Below are 17,684 nucleotides of genomic sequence, written 5' to 3'. Positions count from 1 at the left end.
CGCCGAGGTTTGAACACCTCCGAGATAGCCAACGAATTACAAATTAGTGAGAGCTTGGCGCTTTCCCTTGTGACCAAACAACGAAGCGCCTCTCTCCAATTACCCAATCCCTATCCTTCCGATGCCAGCCGGGCTTCCAACCCGGATGTGCTGCGGAGAGGTGCGGCTTAACTCGGTCTGTTCTTTCCAATTTCGCGCCGCGTTCTGCCGATGGGTTCAACCTATCAGCAGCGGCGGACAAAAAATGGAAAACCTCAGACCAATTTTGGCAAACGACAACAAGGCGAAAGCAAAGAGCATGCATTCGATAGACGCATTCAGTCCAGAACTAACCGCCGCATATGCGCGGAAGATGGTTGAGCGTGAAAGCCGTGGGAACGGCGATCAGTTGAACGCACTGGAGCGGGTAGGGCGCCGATGCGGCCTGACCTCCCGTTCGCTCCGCCGATTGATCAATGGAGAGGTGAAAGACCCTGGCGTGTCGGTCTTCGCGAAGGTCCGTATGGCCTACCTCGAATACTGCGCACGCCAGATTGCAGAACTGAAACACGAAATAGAGGCGGATAAAGCGAGGTTCGGTAATGCCGCTGTTCTTAAGGATTTTGATCACGAGGTGGAAGCGCTGGAGAGCAAGCTCCGCGCTGCGAAAGGAGAGTTGCGACCATGACGACAGGGCATAACAGTGGAGATTTGACGGAGAACGAGGAGAAAGCTCTATTCTTCCATCATACCCGAAAGAACATGGCCACGAAGGCCAAGATTAAAGCGCTACAAGCGGAAATGAAGCAGGACCGGAAGCTTGCTCAAGCCGATGGAATCGTTCTGTCACGCATTGATTTCGCTGAAAAAGCACTTGCAGCCGAAGACAAGTCCACGATCACACAGAAGGTCAACGACCAACTGAAAATCATGGAATGGCTGCACATCATCCCGGCCTACAACGAAGACCTTCTTGCCGACCGCGCGCCGCGTGAAGAAAAGATCGAAGGGCAGGGCGAGATTGCCGGTCTGGCTGCCGTGGACCGTGTGTCAACATATGCCGCAAATTCCGAAGATGATCGCGCATGGCTGCGCGGGTACGACCGTGGCCAAGCCATCATGCGCGACAATCTGGAAAAAGCGCTGACCAAAAAGCAGGCCAACCGGACCAATGAAGAACCGGAAGGCGACGGCTCCGATCCATTCCCGCAGGACGAGGAATAGGCCATGGGTTTCGAGCGCGCAAAAATCATTGTCAAAGCCGCATCGGTTGGCACCGGCCTCAAGGTTACGGTATCCAAGCGCGGCAGCAACCCAGCCACTATCCGGTTCGTGGCGTCTAAGCCGGTAGCAACGTCATTCGGCTGGTCGGACGGCGATAAGCTGGAAGTACTCATCGGCACAGAAGGCGATCATGGCCTTATCCGCCTGCGCAAGAACAACAGCATCGGTGACGTACCGGTCCAGTTCAAGCGCACTGCCAAGGGCGAATGGGTTTCGCTCTCACTTGGCCATCAGCCAATGTTCATCGACCAAGCCCAGGAACAAGCTTGGTGCCGCTTTGAGCAGTTCGAAGACGGGTATGTCGAGATTGTCTTGCCACGGTGGGCTGATCTGACCGCACCGAAGAAGGCTCTCGTTCCGCCGGTAGTTGCCAAGCAGACTGCGCCAGCAACGACCCAACGAGGCACGAACGTAACGGCGAGCATTATGGGCGATCCGCCAGCCAACCGGCGCGAGATGATGGCCAAGGTTGCCGATCTGAAAATCTAAGTTCCCTCCCACGACTGCCCAGCCGCGAATGGCTGGGGCTTTTTCAAAGCGAGGCGCTGATGCGAATTCTCTCTCTCGACATTTCCAAGACCGCCGGCTTCGCATGTTACGACAGCGACCGGCACATATCGGCCATCAAATGCGATGTGCTGGAGTTCCCTGAGAAGGCGACAATCGAATACTGCGCCGACCAGATGGGCAACAAGGTCAAGGCCCTGATCCGCGAGTTCAAACCTGACTTCGTGGTGGTTGAAACGGCGCTTAAGATGAGCCCAGGCGGCACTAAAGCAACCATTGTTTCATGCATGCTTCATGGGGCAGTCTTGGCGACGGTCGGCAATTTCAGCATCCCGTGGGGCACAATCGCACCTAGCACGTGGAGAAGCATTTTCTTTGCCCAAGGGTTCAAGCCAGCTTTCAAAATCGTGAAGCTTAAAAAGCCGGACAAGCTCGGGCGGACGGAGAAGAAGGAATACCTCTGGAAAGAGGCTGTCGTTGCCCAGTGCGAATTGGACGGCATCAAGTTGCCTTCGCGCAAGACAGTCAGCCACAACGCCGCAGAAGCCGCAGCTATCGCTATTTGCTGGCACAAGTCGGAAATCCATGCAGGTCGATACCGGCCCGCGTTCCAAGGCTTTCTGGAGCGCCGCAACAGCCGCGCCGTGCCTTCTGCTTACGCCGATTTGTTCACAGGAGCAAGCGCATGAAGAAAAGCAAAATCAGTTCACCCAACTTCGCCAATGCAAACCGGATCAAGCTTCCCGAATGCCATGCGACCGCTGACACCATCGTTCAGATGATGGTTGAAGGTTACCGTGATGGGTTCACCGCAAACCAGCGGGCAAAGCAGGCTGATCGGCGTGAATCAGGGGTGAAGGTATGACAGCAGCATCTGCACGCGGCCTTTTCCGCGCCACTGGAAAACAAAGCAAGCCCGTTGCCACGCGGTTGCTTGATGGCACGTACACGAAGATCGATGCGCTGGAACGTGAGCCTGATGAGTTCTACCCAACGCCTGTAGAGCCGATCCGTGCATTCATCCATGCCGAGATGGACCACCTTCGCGCTTTTCCCACTATTTGGGGGCCAGCTTGCGGGACCGGCGTAATTGGCCGTGAATTGCGCACCAATGCGTTCGACACCATCGACAGCGATTTAATTGATCGGGGTTGTGGGGCCGAAATCCGCAGCTTCTACGATTTCGATAAAGCACCGGCGACGGCCATTGTTGAAAATCCTCCCTTTGCTGAATGTGGATGGGGAAATGGCAAAGCGCGCTGGCTGTATCACGCGCTTGATACGCTCGGCGTCGAATACATGGCGCTACTGCTGAATTGGGGCTTCCCCGGCGCGGGAGGCTTGGCACCATTCTGGGCAAAGTACCCACCAGCTCGCGTATACCTGATGCGGTGGAAGATCGATTTCACCGGGCAGGGCGCGCCGCCAATGCTGAACGGCTGGTTCGTTTGGGACAAGCGCCACGTTGGTGAAACCGTCTTGCGGATGCTTGACCGCCACCAGGACGCCAGACAAGGGGAGTTGCTTCCATGAACGCCCACGCCGCCCCACTCTCTGCCTATGAGCAGGACATGCACTCCGGGCCGCAGCGTGAACTGCCCGCCAACATCGAAGCCGAGCAGGCATTGCTTGGCGCGATGATCATCAACAACGACGCACTGGAAGCTGTCCGCAGCAAGGTTGTTTTAACCGGCGCTCATTTCTACGAACCGATCCACCGGGAAATATACGAGGCGATCACGTCAATGGTCGATGCTGGTCGCCATGCCACCATGATCACGATCCGCGACCGCGTAACCGAGGGCCGGATCGGTGACATGACCGTATCGCAATATCTGGCGCGGTTGGCGTCAAGTGCGGTGTCTATCGTCAATGCCCCAGACTATGCCCGCGCCATCCTGGAAGCCTCTGCGCAGCGGGCAATCATCTCTCTTAGCTATCGCATGGAAGATGTGGGGTTCTCGAAAGAACTCGACATCATTGACAGCTTTGATTCCCTGCGAGCGGTGTTTGATGACGTATCGAATGCACTGCGCGGACATGACAACGAGGGCGTTTCATTCGCAGACGCTGTAGACGGCGCGCTAGACCAGACGCAAGCAGCCTACAAGAGTGCAGCGCCAACCGGGTTTGATTGCGGCTTCACGCCACTGTCGAGCATGATCGGCCCGCTCGGTCCCGGACAGCTTATCATCATCGGCGGCGCTACCAAGCAGGGCAAGACAGCTCTCACAGGCCAAATCGTTGCCGGTGTGGCGCGGTCGGGTAAACCAGTCTGGTTCTACTCGGGCGAGATGTCAGCAAAGGAACTGGCCATGCGTCAGATTTCCACGGTTGCCGATGTTCCTGTCTGGCGCCAGAAGCGCGGCAAGGTCAACGACCACGACTATGAGCGCATGATGATCACATCAAACCCAATGAAGTCGTGGAACGTCCGGGTGCAGGAAAAGCGCATGACGCTTGAGCAATTGCGCCGGGCAGCCACAACGTTCGTTAAGCGCTACGGCCCATCGCTTATTGTGGTTGACCATATCGGCCTCATAGAGCGCGACAAAGAAACCCGTAGGCTGGCGGAATGGGAGTTCGGGCAAGAAGTTACCCGAGCACTGAAAATGCTCGCCAGAGACCTTGAGAGCCCGGTTCTTGCCTGTGCCCAGTTGAAGAAGAACACGCTTACGGCGGAAAGCGGACGGCTGAACGATGCAGCCTTCTTCCAGGCTATCAGCCGCAAGCCTCGCTACTCGGATCTGATTGGAGCATGTGAGCGCGATGCGGACCACGTGATCATTCCATTCCGCGCCGAACCAATCCTACAGGAACTGGAGCCGCCGGAAACAAGTGACCTGCACATCAAGTGGGAAGGCGTCATGGAGAACCAGCGCAACAAGGGTGAGATTATCCTGGCGCTCTCGCGTGAAAACCAATGGCCGCAGCGCCGTGATGTGGGTTGGAACGGACCCAAGACGGTCTTTGTAGACCAGAGCGCTACCGATCAGGGGAGGATGCTTTGATGCGGTACGGTTCTGTATGCTCCGGCATTGAAGCCGCAAGCCAAGCTTGGGTGCCGCTCGGATGGACACCGGCATTCTTCTCCGAGATCGAGGCGTTTCCAAGCGCCGTTCTCGCCCACCATCACGGCTCCAATCTGCCAGGCAAACCGCTGTCAAAGAACGGCGTACCCAACCATGGCGACATGACCAATTTCGAGGAGTGGCCCGACTATGCAATTGACCTTCTTGTCGGCGGACCCCCCTGCCAGAGCTATTCCGTCGCAGGTCTCAGAAAGGGACTGGATGACGCGCGTGGCAACCTCATGCTTACCTATGGTGCAATTGCTCGCAGATATAGGCCCCGATGGCTGGTCTGGGAGAACGTCCCCGGCGTCCTTTCAAGCGATGGAGGACGAGACTTTGCAAGCCTTCTGGGATTGCTCTCAGGAAGACGGGTCGAAGTCCCATCAACAGGATGGCGAAATGCGGGAATTGTCGAGGGCTACAAAGGCGCATACGGCCTCGCATGGCGCGTGCTTGACGCTCAATATGTCCGAGTGGACGGCTTTGCCCGTGCCGTTCCCCAGCGACGGCGGCGTGTGTTCGTTGTCGGATATCTTGGAGACTGGCGACGTGCCGCAGCGGTTCTTTTTGAGCGCGAAGGCTTGTGCGGGAATTCTGCGCCGCGCCGGGAAGCGGGGCAAGACTTTACCCGGGATGTTGCACAGTGCCTTGTCAGCAGTGGCCGGGGAGTTGAGCGGACCGGAGACACCAGAGGGCAAGACAACGTAGCTGCTCATGCGTTTAGTGGGGGAAACACATCCGGTCCTATCGAAGCCGCCGCCTGTTTAACGGCGAAGGGGCAGCGAATTGATTTCGAAGTCGAGACGTTCGTTGCGCAGGGATTCGCGCCTATCGCATTTGACTGTAAAGCATCCGGCCGCAACGGCTTTGGTGTTGGCGAAATCGCGCCCACCCTACGTGCGATGTCCAGCGCCAAGAGCAATCAGAACGCTGGCGGTCAAATCGCGTTTGCCACGCAATGCGCCGTCCGCCGACTGACACCAACAGAGTGCGCCCGCCTTCAAGGCTTTCCAGATGACCATTGCCGCATCCCATGGCGAGGCAAGCCGGCAGAGCTTTGCCCGGATGGGCCGCAGTACAAGGGGTTTGGAAACTCAATGTCCGTCAATGTCATGCGCTGGATCGGGCAGCGGATACTGGCGGTGGATGAAATCTATGCAGAGGAAGCAGCATGAGCAACGGTTTTGATTGCGGTGTAATGGAGCGGCCGACCGGCTGGATAGCATGGTATCGTCGGCTGACCGATGCCCAGAACATTGTGTTACGTGATGGTAAGTTGGATATCATTTACGCGACAGAAGGCGAGGCATGGGCAGCAGCAAAGGACAAGCTGTGCTCGACTGTCAATTCGCCTTGTGAAAGCTTCCAAGCCAAGCCGCCGAGCGTCAAAAGCCTAAAGGCAGCGGCTGCGAACCGGGCGTTTAAGTCTGGCATGGTGGAAACGATTAAGCAGAAGAATTCCGAACGGCGGGTTATCATCGAGAGACGAGGGGTGCGGTAGCATGAGCAAGCGACCGAACGTATACTTAGACCTCGATGGCGTGATGGCCGACTTTGACGCGCATTTCCCGGCGCTGTTTGGTGTCGATCACAAGTCTATGCTGGATGATGACATGTGGTCCACGATCAATGGGCATCCAAGCTATTTCCGCGATATGCCACCATGCCCAGGCGCCAAAGAGTTCTACCGTGGCATTGAGTGGTTGAACCCGATCATTCTCACGGCTTGCCCGAAGTCGAACTATCCCCATGTGGCGCGCCAGAAGCGTGAATGGGTGCGCGAGCATCTATCGATCACGTGCCAAGTCTTGCCGGTAGCGGGCGGTAGCAGCAAGCCGCTATTCATGCAGTCGCCGGGTGACATCCTGATTGACGATTTCGAGCGCAACACGAAGGCGTGGCAGCTTGAGGGTGGATTCGCGATCCTGCACAAGGACTTCAAGACCACCACTAAAGCGCTGGAAGATGAAATCGTTCGGAGTGTGCTCGTATGAACACCGATCTACTCCCCGTTCACACACCCACGTCAGAAGCCGCGCTACGGGCAGGATATGCCGACAGCCGCCGCCGGTTGATGAATGGGGTCAAGCGAACACCGGCCGCGACCGTCCAGATCGAGACACTTGAGCCGGCTCCAAAGCCGAAAGGCATCTGGACCGGCTTCGATCATAACTTCCATATCATCGCTTGGAGAGAGCATAAGCTCCATCTGGAACGTGTGGCAGCTCACAAGGGCGAGCCAATAGAAACGCTCTACCAGCAGATCACTCTCAAGCCACGGCTACGCCCGTCGAAGTTGATTATCATGGAGGTGCTGGAGCGCTACCCCGGCGTAACACACGCGGATGTTGTCAGCCCGAGCCGCGCCCGCCGCATTACACCCGCACGGCAGGAGGCGATGTACTGGATACACAAGGAGCGTGGCGACTCCTACGGGACTATCGGTCGGCTATTTGGCAGACGCGATCACACGACCGTTATGTGGGCTGTGAAGCAGGTCGAAAAGAGGATGGCCGGATGACCAGCGACGTTGACGCCCGCGTCTACCAGATCAGCCATGAATACGGCGTTCGGATTATCGACAAGCAACGGTATCCAGAGCTTGGAGAGACGCGCGCATTAGCAACGCTGGACCGGATATTGAAGCACTATGGTGAAGATCATTTCCGCATGGTTCTCTCCACCTTGGCAGAGACGGAAAACAACAAAGCCTGTCTGGATGAAACGGCATGGTGGTGCGTGTCCGACCTGATCCGCGCCTTTCCCGATCTGGTTGAGAAAAGACCGTCTGAATGGCTGGAATGCTGGGATAAAATGCCAGTGGGAGAGCTGATGTTTGTGAACCAGAACCTATCGGGTGTGGTAAAGCTTAGGCACTCACTGGCGGGCATGTTGGCCGAGCGCATTATCAAGCGCATGGGGCCGGGAGCCGGTCAACTCGATTTCTTTGATGATAGAAAGCGGCCATGAGCAACGAACCGATTAACGAGGAAGCATATCTGCACGGCACAACTGTTGTCGATATTGGAGACCTGCGCGTGGCGCGTGGTCTGACCCGCAGACCGGTATCATCCTGTCATCATCTTCGAATGAATTATGATCCGCGTGAGCGCCGCGTATGGTGCAAGGACTGCGAACAAGACGTGGATCCGTTCGATGCATTCAAGGGCTTAGTTGAACACATTGGCAGCGCTCGTAAGAGCATGGAGAAGCGCATACAGGAACTGCGAGAGGCAGAAACATTCCAATGCAGGTCTGTAGCGGCAAAGAACCTCGATAAGGCTTGGCGTAGCCGTAATCGAGTTCCCGCCTGTCCACACTGCCACCAAGGCTTGTTTCCAGAGGATTTCTCTAAGAGCGTGAACACGCTTGGCCGTGACTACGCTTTAGCCAGAAGGAAGGCGGCAATCAAATGACGTTTGATGAGATCAAAGAGCGCTTCATCCTCGCCGCTGAGACGGAACGGAAGATGCCCAAGGTAGGCGAGAAGCCAGCCCAGCCCAAGTCTGTGGCGTTGCCGTTCATCCGGGAGGAAGACCCGAAGGATGAAGAACCGGCGCAGCGTGTAGCATCGGCAGCCGAGGTAACAGCCTGGGAAGAGTGCCGGACGTGGACCAACGTGCTTGTCCCTGATGCAAAGAACCGGCGTGCACTCTGGGCATGGGCAAGCGCCAAGGCAGGTGGTAAGCCTCTCAAGCACTGGTGCGACCGTGAGGGCATCAACGTCGAGACCGGCAGACGCCGGAAAGACCGCGCTATTTCATTCATTGAGAGAGGTTTAGACAGTAACGTATTGCAAAAGAACGAAAATGTGCATTTTGCAGTGTTGCTTGATAACCCGGATTTAGGGCATATTCCAGATACAGTCAGCAACGTTGCGCAGAATACGAAGCAGTCAAATTCATGGATGGATGAGACATGTTTCAGTCCAGTCGGCGTGTTGCAAGACAGAGATTTCACATGGGCCGAAGCACGCAATAAGCGCCGCAGTCAGCGCCGCGAGCAGAAGGCCAAGGCGCAAGGTGAGCAGATAGCCCGGTAGGGCGAAAGAATCCCGTGCGAAAGCGTTCGTTGAAGCCAAGGGCAAGGCCTGACAGTAGAGAGCGTGAGTAGGTGGCGCGGCACGGCCCCGCGATGACACGGCGGAAAGATACGCTGACAGGTGGATGACGGTGCAAACCGGTGGCACAGGATGCCTTTATTGAAGCCGATGTTAAGCCCGAAAGGGTAAACGGGGCGGAAGTAGGGACAGGCGAACAGAGATAATCGTCTGCGACTGAATACGCCGTTGGTGAACGGTTCAGCGGTGTCTCTGACTGCTGCACTGATAGCCATCGGAGGATCGCTGGTTAAAATCCAACGCGCCCCGCCATTTTATCCAGCCGTCCTGTTAACCGCAGGGCGGCTTTGTCGTTTCAGGAGAGTGCAATGGGAAAGCTCAACACCGAGCAAAGACTAATTTTGGTCGTTTTGTTTCTGGTCTGGGCAGGGCACTTCATCGCAGTGCTATCCTTAGCCGGGGCTATGATCTGCTTTGTACTGTCCCTAGTGATCAGCGTTTACCTGCTATTGAGGCGAGTTCAGATTACATTTGGTCGCTTCACAATCGGACGCCGGCCATAGGCTTCCAATTTCCAATTGCGGCATTCTTCCACCGGCCCAACCCGCGACCGGATGACAAGGCTTTCACTCGTGCCAGATCGCTGGCTATCAGCGCCGCAATCCCTGACAGGGGCATATGAGGCTGATGAAGTGGGCAGGCGGGATCAATCAACGCGAGGCACCCGATGATCAAGTTGACCGGCAAGCGACGCTACCGTGCCGCACCTGATGGCACTGTGGTGCTGCAAGTGCAGGAAGCTACATACCACACCGATTTTCTTGGCCCGTCGCGTTACACGAAAACCCCGACAACTTGGCGAGACGCTCGTGTTGAAGATCTGACGGAGCATGTGTTTACGGCCGGGGAGTAAGCCTATGCCAATCCACTGGCGTATCCCCGCAGCTTCCGAGACCACCGACACCACCCGATGCAACCGCAACCATTTCAGGCTTAACGGTAGTGAGCCGTGGCTCTTTTGGGTGTGTGGTCTAGGAGATACCTTGCGATGAGCTTTACCCCACGAACCGCAATCAGTCCCTGCCCGGGATGCGGTGACGCCCCTGAGGTTCGTTCGCGTGGCTTCCTCTGGCAGTATGTTCGTCTTGAGTGTAGGTGCGGGGTTGCGGGCAGATGGAAGAATTACACAGGCCCGGGAGAGCCTTGGCATGACGCGGCTTCCGGATGGCATGAGATCTTTCCATACGTGTCGTCAAGTGAGCCGCCTAAGCCTTTGAAGCGCTGAAAGCGGACGGGGCTCGTGTGCTGCTAACACAGCCCGTTGAAAGAGCCGGTGCTTAATTGCCCTTGCTTACTCGGAGACTCCTCTTGCTCTTTCTATCAGTGTTTTCATATTTCTGGCTCTTATGCCGTAGCTGCTATTACAGGCAGCGCAAGACCATGTCCGCAAATTTACATTCAGATCTGGGCTTTGGTGTAAGATGGATTTTTTATTTGCTTCGAAACAATTTGGGCACAGAGCAAAGTACGGCTGTTGCCCGCGCTCTTCGTCTTTCAACACGAACCCGTAAAAGCCTGGATCGAGCTCAAGTAAATCGTATTTGGCTTTCTCCGCATCCCAGTTTTTTAAACTGGTGACCTCGGCACTCAAAGCTTCAATTTGCCTTCTGAGTTGATCGTCACGCTCGTTAGCGCTTAAAGCTGAAGACTGAGCCTCAAGTATTTTCTGCTGTAAACCCATGACAGCGGCTTGAACCTCTGCGTTTTTCACTAAATCGTTGATGCTTTTTGCAATATCAAAAGCCGTTTTCAGCGACGTTATTGCTGCACCGATTTCGCCAACCAAATGAACATCCTTCCGTAGGTTCCACCATGCCAGTCCTGAAAAACGCCCGGCACGAGAAGTTCGCTCAGGCGCTCGCTAAAGGCAAGACGGCAGAGAAAGCTTATGTGGAGTCCGGGTACAAGGCGAACCGGCATAACGCCGCTGCATTAGCCCGAGAGCAACACATTTCAACACGCGTTCAAGAGTTCCAGATGAAAGCCGCTGAAAAGGCCGGTGTGACCCTACAGAGCCTCACAGACGAGCTTGAAGAGGCGAGGGCCATCGCAATAGCCGAAAAGCAATCAAGCGCTGCTGTAGCCGCTACGCTGGGTAAGGCCAAGCTGCATGGATTGCTCATAGACAAAAAGCAACACGCGGGCGCCAACGGCGGACCGATACAAATCGCAGACATTACTCGCCTAAAGGGCATGACGACAGAGGAGCTAGAAGTCCTTGAACGTGCACTTGTCCAGATCGGGCTTGCTGAAGGCGATCCGGCAGGAGAAGGAGAGCCGGAAGACTGAGGCGGATAGGCTTGTAGAGCGGAAAGACCTGCTCTCGTCTCATTTGGCCTTCACCAAACGGTTCTTTGTCGAGAAAGAAGGGCAGCCTCTATCGGTCGCGCCGTTTCATCCCGTCATGTGCGCGACGCTGGACCGGGTGTTCACCGGTGAAATCAAGCGGCTGATCATCAACATCCCGCCAGGGTACGGTAAGACCGAACTCGCGGTGATCAACTTCATCGCACGCGGCTTTGCAATCAATCCTCGGTCACGCTGGATACACGCAAGCTACGCCCAGCCCTTGGCGCTGGATAACTCGACCAAGGTCAAGGATATCATCAACCTTGAAGGCTATCAGGCCCACTGGCCTGTGCGCATGCGGATGGATACCAACGCCAAAGGCTTGTGGCGTACCACTGATGGCGGACATCTACGGGCTGCGGCGTCTGGTGAGCCTATTACGGGCTTTCGTGCGGGTATTCTGGCAGAGCCGGGCTTTACCGGCGCACTGGTGATCGATGACCCGCTAAAGCCTGATGATGCATCGTCCGACACGACGCGCAAGTTCATCAATGCTCGATGGGAGAACACATTCAAGTCTCGACTGGCTCATGAAGATGTGCCGGTGATCGTGGTCATGCAGCGCCTGCATGTGGATGACTTCGCTGCGCACCTTATGGAGAACAGTGGCGAGCATTGGCACCTGCTGCAGCTTCCCGTGCTGGTAGACGGCGAGAGTGATGCGCCAGCCGGTGACGTGGAGATGATACCACACGGCCTTCCTGATGGCCCTCTGTGGGAACAGAAGCACAATCGAGCCCAGATCAAGATACTCGAAACCTCGCCGCAGGTGTTCGCAGGGCAGTATCAGCAAAACCCGGTGGTCGCCGGGGGCAATCTGTTCAAGACTGAATGGCTACAGGAATACGACGAACTGCCAAACTTGGCATGGCGTGCGATCTATGTGGACACAGCGCAAAAGACCAAAGAGCGCAACGACTACACGGTGTTTGAGCATTGGGGCGCTGGCAGGGATGGTAAGGCTTATCTGATCGAATTGATCAGGGGACGGTTTGAAGCGCCTGAACTGGAAAGCACGGCTCTTTCGCTGTGGTCTAAAGCGAAGGCAATGGACCCGGAGCGTTACGGTCACCTGCGAAAGATGGTTGTCGAAGACAAGGTTTCAGGGACCGGTCTTATCCAGGCTGTAAAGCGCAAATCAGTGCCTGTGATCGCCCTACAGCGTGACAAGGACAAATACACCCGCGCGCTTGATGCGGTGCCTTCTGTAGCTTCTGGCTTGGTTGTGCTGCCGAAGACAGCGACATGGAAAGCCACCTTCATATCGGAATACGCCGCGTTCCCTGATGGGTCGTTCGATGACCAGATAGACCCGTTCATTGATGCGGTGGTGGAGATGTGCGGAGGCGGGACTTACACGCTCGACAACATTTAAGGACAAAGCATGGCATGTGGCCCGTGTGAAAAGCGCCGTCAGATGCTGGCCGAAGCCAAGCGGAAGGATGGCACCAAGGGCGTTGTGAACGCCATACCAAAGGTCATGCGTGACCTCATCAAGAACCCACCGAACATCAGAAAGGGCGTCAGGCATGGCTAAGGCTCAGTTGAATTTGATGATCCGCCTGACTTGGTTTGCCCGAATCCTCAGCGCATGGCCTACTATTGGGTTCGCGGTGCTGTTCTTGTTCGAGGAAGTCATACCGGACAAATGGCTGTTCGTGATTGAAGATGAGGCAGTCGAGCATGGTTGATGTCAACGACAGCCTAAGCTCGGTGGTTGCCGGTCTGGGCGACCCTATGCGGGACAAGATGAGCACCGCCAGCTATGGCATGCAGATCATTGATGATTTCCAGTTGCTCAACATCTACCGGTCGAACTGGCTGGGGCGTAAGATTGTCGATATCCCGGCCATGGATGCAATCCGCAAGGGCAGGGACTGGCAGGCAGGGCAAGATCAGATTGAGGCGATAGAGGCCGAACAGAACCGTTTGGGCTTCTGGACCAAACTGCTTGAAACCAAGACCAAGGCACGTCTTTGGGGTGGTGCAGCGCTGTATATTGGCACTGGCGACAGTGATGTGAATGAGCCGCTGGATCCTGCCAAGGTAGGGAAAGCCGGTATCAAATACCTCACGGTGCTGACGCGCAAGGACATGACGGCAGGGCCAATCGAACAGGACGTTCTATCCGAGTTCCACGGCAAGCCAGCCTATTACGAGGTAACCGGCCAAAACGAGATGGTGCGAATCCATCCGTCGCGTTTGGCGGTGCTGATTGGTGCTCAACACCCGGAGCCGCTGATGATCAGCGGGAGCACGCAAGGCTGGGGTGATAGCGTCATTGAGGCGGTCTATACCGCTATGAAGCATGCAGATGCCACGGCAGCCAATATCGCCAGTTTGGTGTTTGAGGCTAACGTGGATGTTTTCGGCGTACCGGACTTCATGGCGAATCTGTCGAGCCCTGAATATTCGCAAAAGATCCTTACCCGCTTCATGCTCGCTGCCACGGCCAAGGGTATCAACCGCGCATTGCTCATGGACGCAAACGAGACCTACGAACGCAAGGCTGTTACCTTCGCCACGCTGCCCGAAGTCATGCAGACGTTCTTGCAGATGGTGGCCGGGGCCGCTGATATCCCGCTGACCCGCCTCATGGGTGTGTCTGCATCGGGTATGAACGCCACCGGTGAAGGCGACATGAAGAACTACTACGACCGGGTGTCTTCCATCCAGTCGCTTGAGTTGACGCCTGCACTATACCGGCTGGATGAATGCTTGATCCGGTCTGCGCTCGGTACACGCCCGGCAGAGGTCTATTACACATGGTCGCCGCTTGAGCAGATGAGCGAGAAGGAACTGGCTGAGATCGGCAAGATGAACGCCGAGACAGCCCAGACGCTGGCTACCACTGGCATCTACACGCCGGATGAACTGCGTAAGGTTGTCACGAACCAAATGGTTGAGAGCGGGTTTTATCCGGGGCTTGATCAAGTGGTGAGCGACACCGAGGCGGCATTTGATCCGGCGCTTGAGGGTGAAGAAGACGACATCACGCCGGCCAACAGCAACAATGTGACGCGCATGCAGCGGGCAGCCAATGACGCCGCACCACACACGCTGTATGTGAGCCGTAAGGTTGTCAACGCTGCCGATCTGATTGCATGGGCCAAGGGGCAGGGGTTCACTACCATACTCCCAGCCGAAGACCTCCATGTCACCATTGCATACAGCCGCCAGCCGGTGGATTGGATGAAGGTGGGTGAGGCATGGCAGAGCGAGATCAAAATCGCTGCTGGCGGTCCACGTTTGATGGAACGGTTCGGCGAGGCGCGTGTGCTTCTCTTCAAGTCAAGTGAGCTTGAATGGCGGCATGAGGGCATCATCGCAATCGGCGCATCATGGGATCACCCTGAGTATCAACCGCACATCACCATATCCTACGACCCGGACGCGCCGGACCTGAGCACCATTGAACCGTATCAAGGTGAGATTGTCTTGGGGCCTGAGCTATTTGCCGAGGTAAAGGAAGATTGGGCAGTAGAGGAGACGTAGTTTGATGCTCCGCTACTCCCTCGCCAAGATCGCCAAAAGGCCGAAGGGCACGGTGGTCGAACTGCCACCGATTGAAGAGCGCCTATCCACTGTCAAGCAATATCACGCCGCGTTGCGGGTAATGCTGGCTGGAATAGCCGCAGAGACGCGGGAGACGATCATTCCGCTATATCGGGCCGAACTGGAGCACAAACGCGCTGTGTCGGGCTTAATGGCCGATGCAGACCGGTCATGGTTCCAACGGGTGGCCGCATTGGCCACGTCATTGCAGCGGTCGGCGTCCGAAACGGTCAATCGTATCCTTGGATTGGAAGCACAGCGCCACACAGCCGGGTTTATGGCGGCGGCAAAGAAGGCGCTGGGGATCGATCTGCGGGCAGTGGTTCGGGATGAAGACCTAGAAGAGTATCTGCGGGACGTAGCGGGCCGCAATGCTTCGCTCATCCAAGGTCTGGCCGATGATGTGATCAAACGGATTGAGCAGACGGTCTACGAAAACAGCATCGCCGGCAACTCGGTCACGACCCTGCGCAAGGCACTCACTGAGCAGTTCGGCATAGCTGACCGGCGGGCAGGGCTTATAGCGCGCGACCAGTCGGCAAAGCTTAATTCTGACCTCAACCGCATCCGGCAGCAGCAGGCGGGTATCACGACCTACAAGTGGCTGACCAGCCGTGATGAGCGCGTGAGAGCGCGGCATAAGAAGCTGGAAGGCAAGGAATACAAGTGGGGTGAGCCTACAGGGGCCGAGAATGGCTTACCGCCGGGGCAGCCTATTCAGTGCCGCTGCTTGGCCCGCGCGATTGTCGAGTTTTAAGAAGTTCGGTTAGCTGATCAGTGTCAAGACGGTCTTCGTCTTCCACGTAGATGACCTCAGTCGTCGTCATAGCCTCTTTGAGCCGACGAAATTCAAACGTCAGTTCAGCGATTTTGACATTCTGCTCCAGCAGCATTTTCCGAAGGGCTCGAAATTGTTCGTCGGTCATGCGGCTACATAAACCGATGTCAACCGCTTTATCAAGAAGGACGTACATGCCCCGCTTAGAACCCTATACGGCGGCTGGCATCAAGCGTGTGCCGTGTACCCGCTGCGGTTCAAAGCCGGGTCATGCGCAGTGGAATGTTTGCGCTGACAAGGTCGGCGGGCGCACGCAATACCGGGCGCTTTGCGTGGACTGCGACATCGGAATTAATGCGCTAGCGATGCGCTACGTGTTCGGCTCTGGTCGAGAAGACGACATCAGCCGCTATGAAGCGGCGACAAGGGTGCAAGAGGCTTAACCAATGAATTTCACCGACGCTGTAGCGGTGTCCGGCACGCGTCGGACCACCGAAGGATACCTTATTGCCGACGCCAAGGCGGTGCGGACAGGCATCCAGCTTTATACCGGCATTGAGGTAGGCAAGCCCGAACTTCCAGTCGTTCGCGTCTACCGTAGCGAAGCAGAGGTTCGCAATACTGACAGCCTGCGCTCTTTCAGCCATGCGCCGGTGACTGTTGACCATCCATCCGTGGCCGTAACCTCCGAGAATTGGAAGGATCTGGCCGTTGGTGAAGTCAGCACCGCTGCGACGTGGGATGGCAATCGAATATCACTGCCCCTGATCCTTAAGGATGCGGCAGCAATCGCCGCAGTTCACGCAGGTAAGCGCGAATTATCCGCTGGCTATACCTGCGATCTGGCTTTCGAGAGCGGGGTCACAGCAGATGGCCAGCCCTACGACGCTGTTCAGAAAAACATCCGAGCAAACCACGTCGCGATAGTCGAGCGTGGACGTGCCGGGACCGAATGCAGGATCGGCGATGCCGAGCCGCATAGTTGGGGCGCCGCCCCTATTTCAACCACCGACAAGGAGACAGTCACCATGACTGAAGCACTTCGGACTGTGGTCGTGGACGGACTGTCGGTTCAGACAACCGACCAGGGCGCCCAGGCCATTTCCAAGCTACAGAAGGACCTCGAGTCCTCTGCGGCGAAACTGATTGATGCCGACAACAAGCATCAGACCGCTCTTGCGACCAAAGACGCCGAACTGGCGAAGAAGGACGCCGAGATTGACGATCTTAAGGCCAAGGTGGTTGACGGCGCTGCACTCGACAAGCTGGTCGCAGATCGCGCCGGCCTGATCGCTATTGCCACCAAGATCGCCAAGGATGTGAAGGTGGACGGCCTGTCCGACGCCGCCATTCGCCGCGCTGTGGTGACTGCAAAGCTGGGTGACGCTGCTCTTGCTGGCAAGCCAGACGCCTACATCGACGCCCGTTTCGACATCCTTGCCGAAGACGCTCAGAAGGCCGCTGGTGCTGATCCATTCGCCCGTGTCGTAGCAGATGGTGTGAAGCAAGCTGATACCGCGCCTGCGTCAACCGCTCACAACGCAATGGTCACTGACATGGCTTCGGCCTGGATGACCCAGAACAAGGGAGCCGCATAATGCCGACTATCCAGACCAATTATGTCGCCACTCACCTTCGCTGGGTTGAGGGCATGATCCCAAACATGGAGCCGAATGTTGTCGTCACGCGCCTTGCAGAAGACGTCGAGGGCATTGGCTTCGGCAAGGTTTGTGTTCAGGGCACCGCCGACAATCAGGTTGTTGACTCCGAACCAACCGTCAAGTTCGCAGGCATTGCCGTGCTCGATACAACGCGCCCAACTGGCAAGTACGAGCAGTACGACAATGTCGCCGTCATCAAAAAAGGCCCGATTGTCGTTCTGACATCGGAAGCCGTCGCGGTAGGCGATCCCGTCTACTACACCCCAGCGACCGGCGCCCTTTGGAAGACAGCGACCGCAAACACACTCATCGCAAATGCGCAATGGGACACAAGCACCGCCGGTGCTGGCCTCGCCGTGCTGCGTCTCGGCTAATAG

Annotated in this window: 25 protein-coding genes; 24 read left to right on the top strand and 1 reads right to left on the bottom strand. The window is 56.5% G+C overall.

The window, feature by feature from the left end; translation table 11 throughout:
- The first annotated feature begins 244 nt into the window (after positions 1-244).
- From IFT84_RS17600 to IFT84_RS17530, 15 genes are all read left to right on the top strand, one after another.
- Positions 245-667, top strand: coding sequence for a hypothetical protein (locus IFT84_RS17600; RefSeq protein ID WP_192121777.1), 423 nt, complete (start codon positions 245-247; stop codon positions 665-667).
- Positions 664-1,203 carry a hypothetical protein gene (locus IFT84_RS17595; RefSeq protein WP_192121775.1) on the top strand — a complete coding sequence of 180 codons (540 nt, stop codon included), beginning with the start codon at positions 664-666 and terminating at the stop codon, positions 1,201-1,203. Before IFT84_RS17600 ends, IFT84_RS17595 begins: the two co-directional genes overlap by 4 nt.
- A gap of 3 nt (positions 1,204-1,206) precedes the next feature.
- Positions 1,207-1,752: a hypothetical protein gene (locus IFT84_RS17590; protein WP_192121773.1), complete on the top strand. Its 546-nt coding sequence runs from the start codon at positions 1,207-1,209 to the stop codon at positions 1,750-1,752.
- A gap of 59 nt (positions 1,753-1,811) precedes the next feature.
- Positions 1,812-2,459, top strand: a complete 648-nt coding sequence (locus IFT84_RS17585) for a hypothetical protein (RefSeq protein ID WP_192121772.1) — start codon at positions 1,812-1,814, stop codon at positions 2,457-2,459.
- On the top strand, positions 2,456-2,635 hold the full coding sequence (locus tag IFT84_RS17580) for a hypothetical protein (protein ID WP_192121770.1): 180 nt from the start codon (positions 2,456-2,458) through the stop codon (positions 2,633-2,635). The genes IFT84_RS17585 and IFT84_RS17580 overlap by 4 nt, the downstream gene beginning before the upstream one ends.
- The gene (locus tag IFT84_RS17575; RefSeq protein WP_192121768.1) at positions 2,632-3,303 is read left to right on the top strand and encodes a hypothetical protein; all 672 of its coding nucleotides are present in this window, start codon (positions 2,632-2,634) and stop codon (positions 3,301-3,303) included. The genes IFT84_RS17580 and IFT84_RS17575 overlap by 4 nt, the downstream gene beginning before the upstream one ends.
- A complete protein-coding gene (locus IFT84_RS17570; RefSeq protein WP_192121766.1) occupies positions 3,300-4,781 on the top strand; it encodes a replicative DNA helicase in 1,482 nt (493 codons plus the stop codon). Before IFT84_RS17575 ends, IFT84_RS17570 begins: the two co-directional genes overlap by 4 nt.
- Positions 4,781-6,019: a DNA cytosine methyltransferase gene (locus IFT84_RS17565; RefSeq protein ID WP_192121764.1), complete on the top strand. Its 1,239-nt coding sequence runs from the start codon at positions 4,781-4,783 to the stop codon at positions 6,017-6,019. The genes IFT84_RS17570 and IFT84_RS17565 overlap by 1 nt, the downstream gene beginning before the upstream one ends.
- Positions 6,016-6,345 carry a hypothetical protein gene (locus IFT84_RS17560; RefSeq protein ID WP_192121762.1) on the top strand — a complete coding sequence of 110 codons (330 nt, stop codon included), beginning with the start codon at positions 6,016-6,018 and terminating at the stop codon, positions 6,343-6,345. The genes IFT84_RS17565 and IFT84_RS17560 overlap by 4 nt, the downstream gene beginning before the upstream one ends.
- A gap of 1 nt (position 6,346) precedes the next feature.
- Positions 6,347-6,838, top strand: a complete 492-nt coding sequence (locus IFT84_RS17555; protein ID WP_192121760.1) for a 5' nucleotidase, NT5C type — start codon at positions 6,347-6,349, stop codon at positions 6,836-6,838.
- Positions 6,835-7,365: a helix-turn-helix domain-containing protein gene (locus IFT84_RS17550; RefSeq protein ID WP_192121759.1), complete on the top strand. Its 531-nt coding sequence runs from the start codon at positions 6,835-6,837 to the stop codon at positions 7,363-7,365. Before IFT84_RS17555 ends, IFT84_RS17550 begins: the two co-directional genes overlap by 4 nt.
- Complete coding sequence (locus tag IFT84_RS17545) at positions 7,362-7,814, top strand: hypothetical protein (RefSeq protein ID WP_192121757.1); 453 nt, start codon at positions 7,362-7,364, stop codon at positions 7,812-7,814. The genes IFT84_RS17550 and IFT84_RS17545 overlap by 4 nt, the downstream gene beginning before the upstream one ends.
- Complete coding sequence (locus tag IFT84_RS17540; RefSeq protein WP_192121755.1) at positions 7,811-8,260, top strand: hypothetical protein; 450 nt, start codon at positions 7,811-7,813, stop codon at positions 8,258-8,260. The genes IFT84_RS17545 and IFT84_RS17540 overlap by 4 nt, the downstream gene beginning before the upstream one ends.
- Complete coding sequence (locus tag IFT84_RS17535; RefSeq protein WP_192121753.1) at positions 8,257-8,886, top strand: hypothetical protein; 630 nt, start codon at positions 8,257-8,259, stop codon at positions 8,884-8,886. Before IFT84_RS17540 ends, IFT84_RS17535 begins: the two co-directional genes overlap by 4 nt.
- A gap of 745 nt (positions 8,887-9,631) precedes the next feature.
- Positions 9,632-9,817, top strand: a complete 186-nt coding sequence (locus IFT84_RS17530; RefSeq protein WP_192121751.1) for a hypothetical protein — start codon at positions 9,632-9,634, stop codon at positions 9,815-9,817.
- A gap of 438 nt (positions 9,818-10,255) precedes the next feature.
- Here IFT84_RS17530 and IFT84_RS17525 read toward each other — a convergent pair whose 3' ends face one another.
- A complete protein-coding gene (locus tag IFT84_RS17525) occupies positions 10,256-10,750 on the bottom strand; it encodes a hypothetical protein (protein WP_192121749.1) in 495 nt (164 codons plus the stop codon).
- A gap of 26 nt (positions 10,751-10,776) precedes the next feature.
- Here IFT84_RS17525 and IFT84_RS17520 point away from each other — a divergent pair, with 26 nt between their 5' ends.
- From IFT84_RS17520 to IFT84_RS17480, 9 genes are all read left to right on the top strand, one after another.
- Positions 10,777-11,253, top strand: a complete 477-nt coding sequence (locus IFT84_RS17520; RefSeq protein ID WP_192121747.1) for a terminase — start codon at positions 10,777-10,779, stop codon at positions 11,251-11,253.
- Positions 11,189-12,688, top strand: coding sequence for a phage terminase large subunit (gene terL, locus IFT84_RS17515; RefSeq protein ID WP_342212889.1), 1,500 nt, complete (start codon positions 11,189-11,191; stop codon positions 12,686-12,688). Before IFT84_RS17520 ends, terL begins: the two co-directional genes overlap by 65 nt.
- Positions 12,689-12,697: 9 nt before the next feature.
- A complete protein-coding gene (locus tag IFT84_RS17510; RefSeq protein WP_192121745.1) occupies positions 12,698-12,850 on the top strand; it encodes a hypothetical protein in 153 nt (50 codons plus the stop codon).
- Positions 12,843-13,004, top strand: a complete 162-nt coding sequence (locus IFT84_RS17505) for a hypothetical protein (protein WP_192121743.1) — start codon at positions 12,843-12,845, stop codon at positions 13,002-13,004. The genes IFT84_RS17510 and IFT84_RS17505 overlap by 8 nt, the downstream gene beginning before the upstream one ends.
- The gene (locus IFT84_RS17500) at positions 12,997-14,808 is read left to right on the top strand and encodes an anti-CBASS protein Acb1 family protein (RefSeq protein WP_192121741.1); all 1,812 of its coding nucleotides are present in this window, start codon (positions 12,997-12,999) and stop codon (positions 14,806-14,808) included. The genes IFT84_RS17505 and IFT84_RS17500 overlap by 8 nt, the downstream gene beginning before the upstream one ends.
- 4 nt (positions 14,809-14,812) lie before the next feature.
- Entirely contained in the window at positions 14,813-15,625 is an 813-nt protein-coding gene (locus IFT84_RS17495; RefSeq protein WP_192121739.1) for a phage head morphogenesis protein, read from the top strand.
- Positions 15,626-15,840: 215 nt separating this feature from the next.
- Complete coding sequence (locus IFT84_RS17490) at positions 15,841-16,089, top strand: hypothetical protein (protein ID WP_192121737.1); 249 nt, start codon at positions 15,841-15,843, stop codon at positions 16,087-16,089.
- Positions 16,090-16,092: 3 nt separating this feature from the next.
- On the top strand, positions 16,093-17,244 hold the full coding sequence (locus IFT84_RS17485) for a DUF2213 domain-containing protein (protein WP_192121735.1): 1,152 nt from the start codon (positions 16,093-16,095) through the stop codon (positions 17,242-17,244).
- The gene (locus IFT84_RS17480) at positions 17,244-17,681 is read left to right on the top strand and encodes a structural cement protein Gp24 (protein WP_192121733.1); all 438 of its coding nucleotides are present in this window, start codon (positions 17,244-17,246) and stop codon (positions 17,679-17,681) included. The genes IFT84_RS17485 and IFT84_RS17480 overlap by 1 nt, the downstream gene beginning before the upstream one ends.
- The last annotated feature ends 3 nt before the right edge of the window (positions 17,682-17,684 follow it).

Source organism: Rhizobium sp. CFBP 8762 (assembly GCF_014841565.1).
Taxonomy (GTDB): Bacteria; Pseudomonadota; Alphaproteobacteria; order Rhizobiales; family Rhizobiaceae; genus CFBP-8762.
The sequence above is the reverse complement of the archived record's forward strand: the minus strand, read 5'-3'. Positions and strand labels throughout refer to the sequence as shown.

What these genes read in the sequence shown, in the direction of transcription:
- IFT84_RS17535 (WP_192121753.1), top strand. Translation starts at nt 8,257, where the DNA reads ATGACGTTTGATGAGATCAAAGAGCGCTTCATCCTCGCCGCTGAGACG.
- IFT84_RS17540 (WP_192121755.1), top strand. Translation starts at nt 7,811, where the DNA reads ATGAGCAACGAACCGATTAACGAGGAAGCATATCTGCACGGCACAACT.
- IFT84_RS17520 (WP_192121747.1), top strand. Translation starts at nt 10,777, where the DNA reads ATGCCAGTCCTGAAAAACGCCCGGCACGAGAAGTTCGCTCAGGCGCTC.
- IFT84_RS17485 (WP_192121735.1), top strand. Translation starts at nt 16,093, where the DNA reads ATGAATTTCACCGACGCTGTAGCGGTGTCCGGCACGCGTCGGACCACC.
- IFT84_RS17560 (WP_192121762.1), top strand. Translation starts at nt 6,016, where the DNA reads ATGAGCAACGGTTTTGATTGCGGTGTAATGGAGCGGCCGACCGGCTGG.
- IFT84_RS17590 (WP_192121773.1), top strand. Translation starts at nt 1,207, where the DNA reads ATGGGTTTCGAGCGCGCAAAAATCATTGTCAAAGCCGCATCGGTTGGC.
- IFT84_RS17530 (WP_192121751.1), top strand. Translation starts at nt 9,632, where the DNA reads ATGATCAAGTTGACCGGCAAGCGACGCTACCGTGCCGCACCTGATGGC.
- IFT84_RS17555 (WP_192121760.1), top strand. Translation starts at nt 6,347, where the DNA reads ATGAGCAAGCGACCGAACGTATACTTAGACCTCGATGGCGTGATGGCC.
- IFT84_RS17495 (WP_192121739.1), top strand. Translation starts at nt 14,813, where the DNA reads ATGCTCCGCTACTCCCTCGCCAAGATCGCCAAAAGGCCGAAGGGCACG.
- IFT84_RS17575 (WP_192121768.1), top strand. Translation starts at nt 2,632, where the DNA reads ATGACAGCAGCATCTGCACGCGGCCTTTTCCGCGCCACTGGAAAACAA.
- IFT84_RS17500 (WP_192121741.1), top strand. Translation starts at nt 12,997, where the DNA reads ATGGTTGATGTCAACGACAGCCTAAGCTCGGTGGTTGCCGGTCTGGGC.
- IFT84_RS17595 (WP_192121775.1), top strand. Translation starts at nt 664, where the DNA reads ATGACGACAGGGCATAACAGTGGAGATTTGACGGAGAACGAGGAGAAA.
- IFT84_RS17600 (WP_192121777.1), top strand. Translation starts at nt 245, where the DNA reads ATGGAAAACCTCAGACCAATTTTGGCAAACGACAACAAGGCGAAAGCA.
- IFT84_RS17510 (WP_192121745.1), top strand. Translation starts at nt 12,698, where the DNA reads ATGGCATGTGGCCCGTGTGAAAAGCGCCGTCAGATGCTGGCCGAAGCC.
- IFT84_RS17580 (WP_192121770.1), top strand. Translation starts at nt 2,456, where the DNA reads ATGAAGAAAAGCAAAATCAGTTCACCCAACTTCGCCAATGCAAACCGG.
- IFT84_RS17545 (WP_192121757.1), top strand. Translation starts at nt 7,362, where the DNA reads ATGACCAGCGACGTTGACGCCCGCGTCTACCAGATCAGCCATGAATAC.
- IFT84_RS17565 (WP_192121764.1), top strand. Translation starts at nt 4,781, where the DNA reads ATGCGGTACGGTTCTGTATGCTCCGGCATTGAAGCCGCAAGCCAAGCT.
- IFT84_RS17550 (WP_192121759.1), top strand. Translation starts at nt 6,835, where the DNA reads ATGAACACCGATCTACTCCCCGTTCACACACCCACGTCAGAAGCCGCG.
- IFT84_RS17585 (WP_192121772.1), top strand. Translation starts at nt 1,812, where the DNA reads ATGCGAATTCTCTCTCTCGACATTTCCAAGACCGCCGGCTTCGCATGT.
- IFT84_RS17490 (WP_192121737.1), top strand. Translation starts at nt 15,841, where the DNA reads ATGCCCCGCTTAGAACCCTATACGGCGGCTGGCATCAAGCGTGTGCCG.
- IFT84_RS17570 (WP_192121766.1), top strand. Translation starts at nt 3,300, where the DNA reads ATGAACGCCCACGCCGCCCCACTCTCTGCCTATGAGCAGGACATGCAC.
- IFT84_RS17480 (WP_192121733.1), top strand. Translation starts at nt 17,244, where the DNA reads ATGCCGACTATCCAGACCAATTATGTCGCCACTCACCTTCGCTGGGTT.
- IFT84_RS17505 (WP_192121743.1), top strand. Translation starts at nt 12,843, where the DNA reads ATGGCTAAGGCTCAGTTGAATTTGATGATCCGCCTGACTTGGTTTGCC.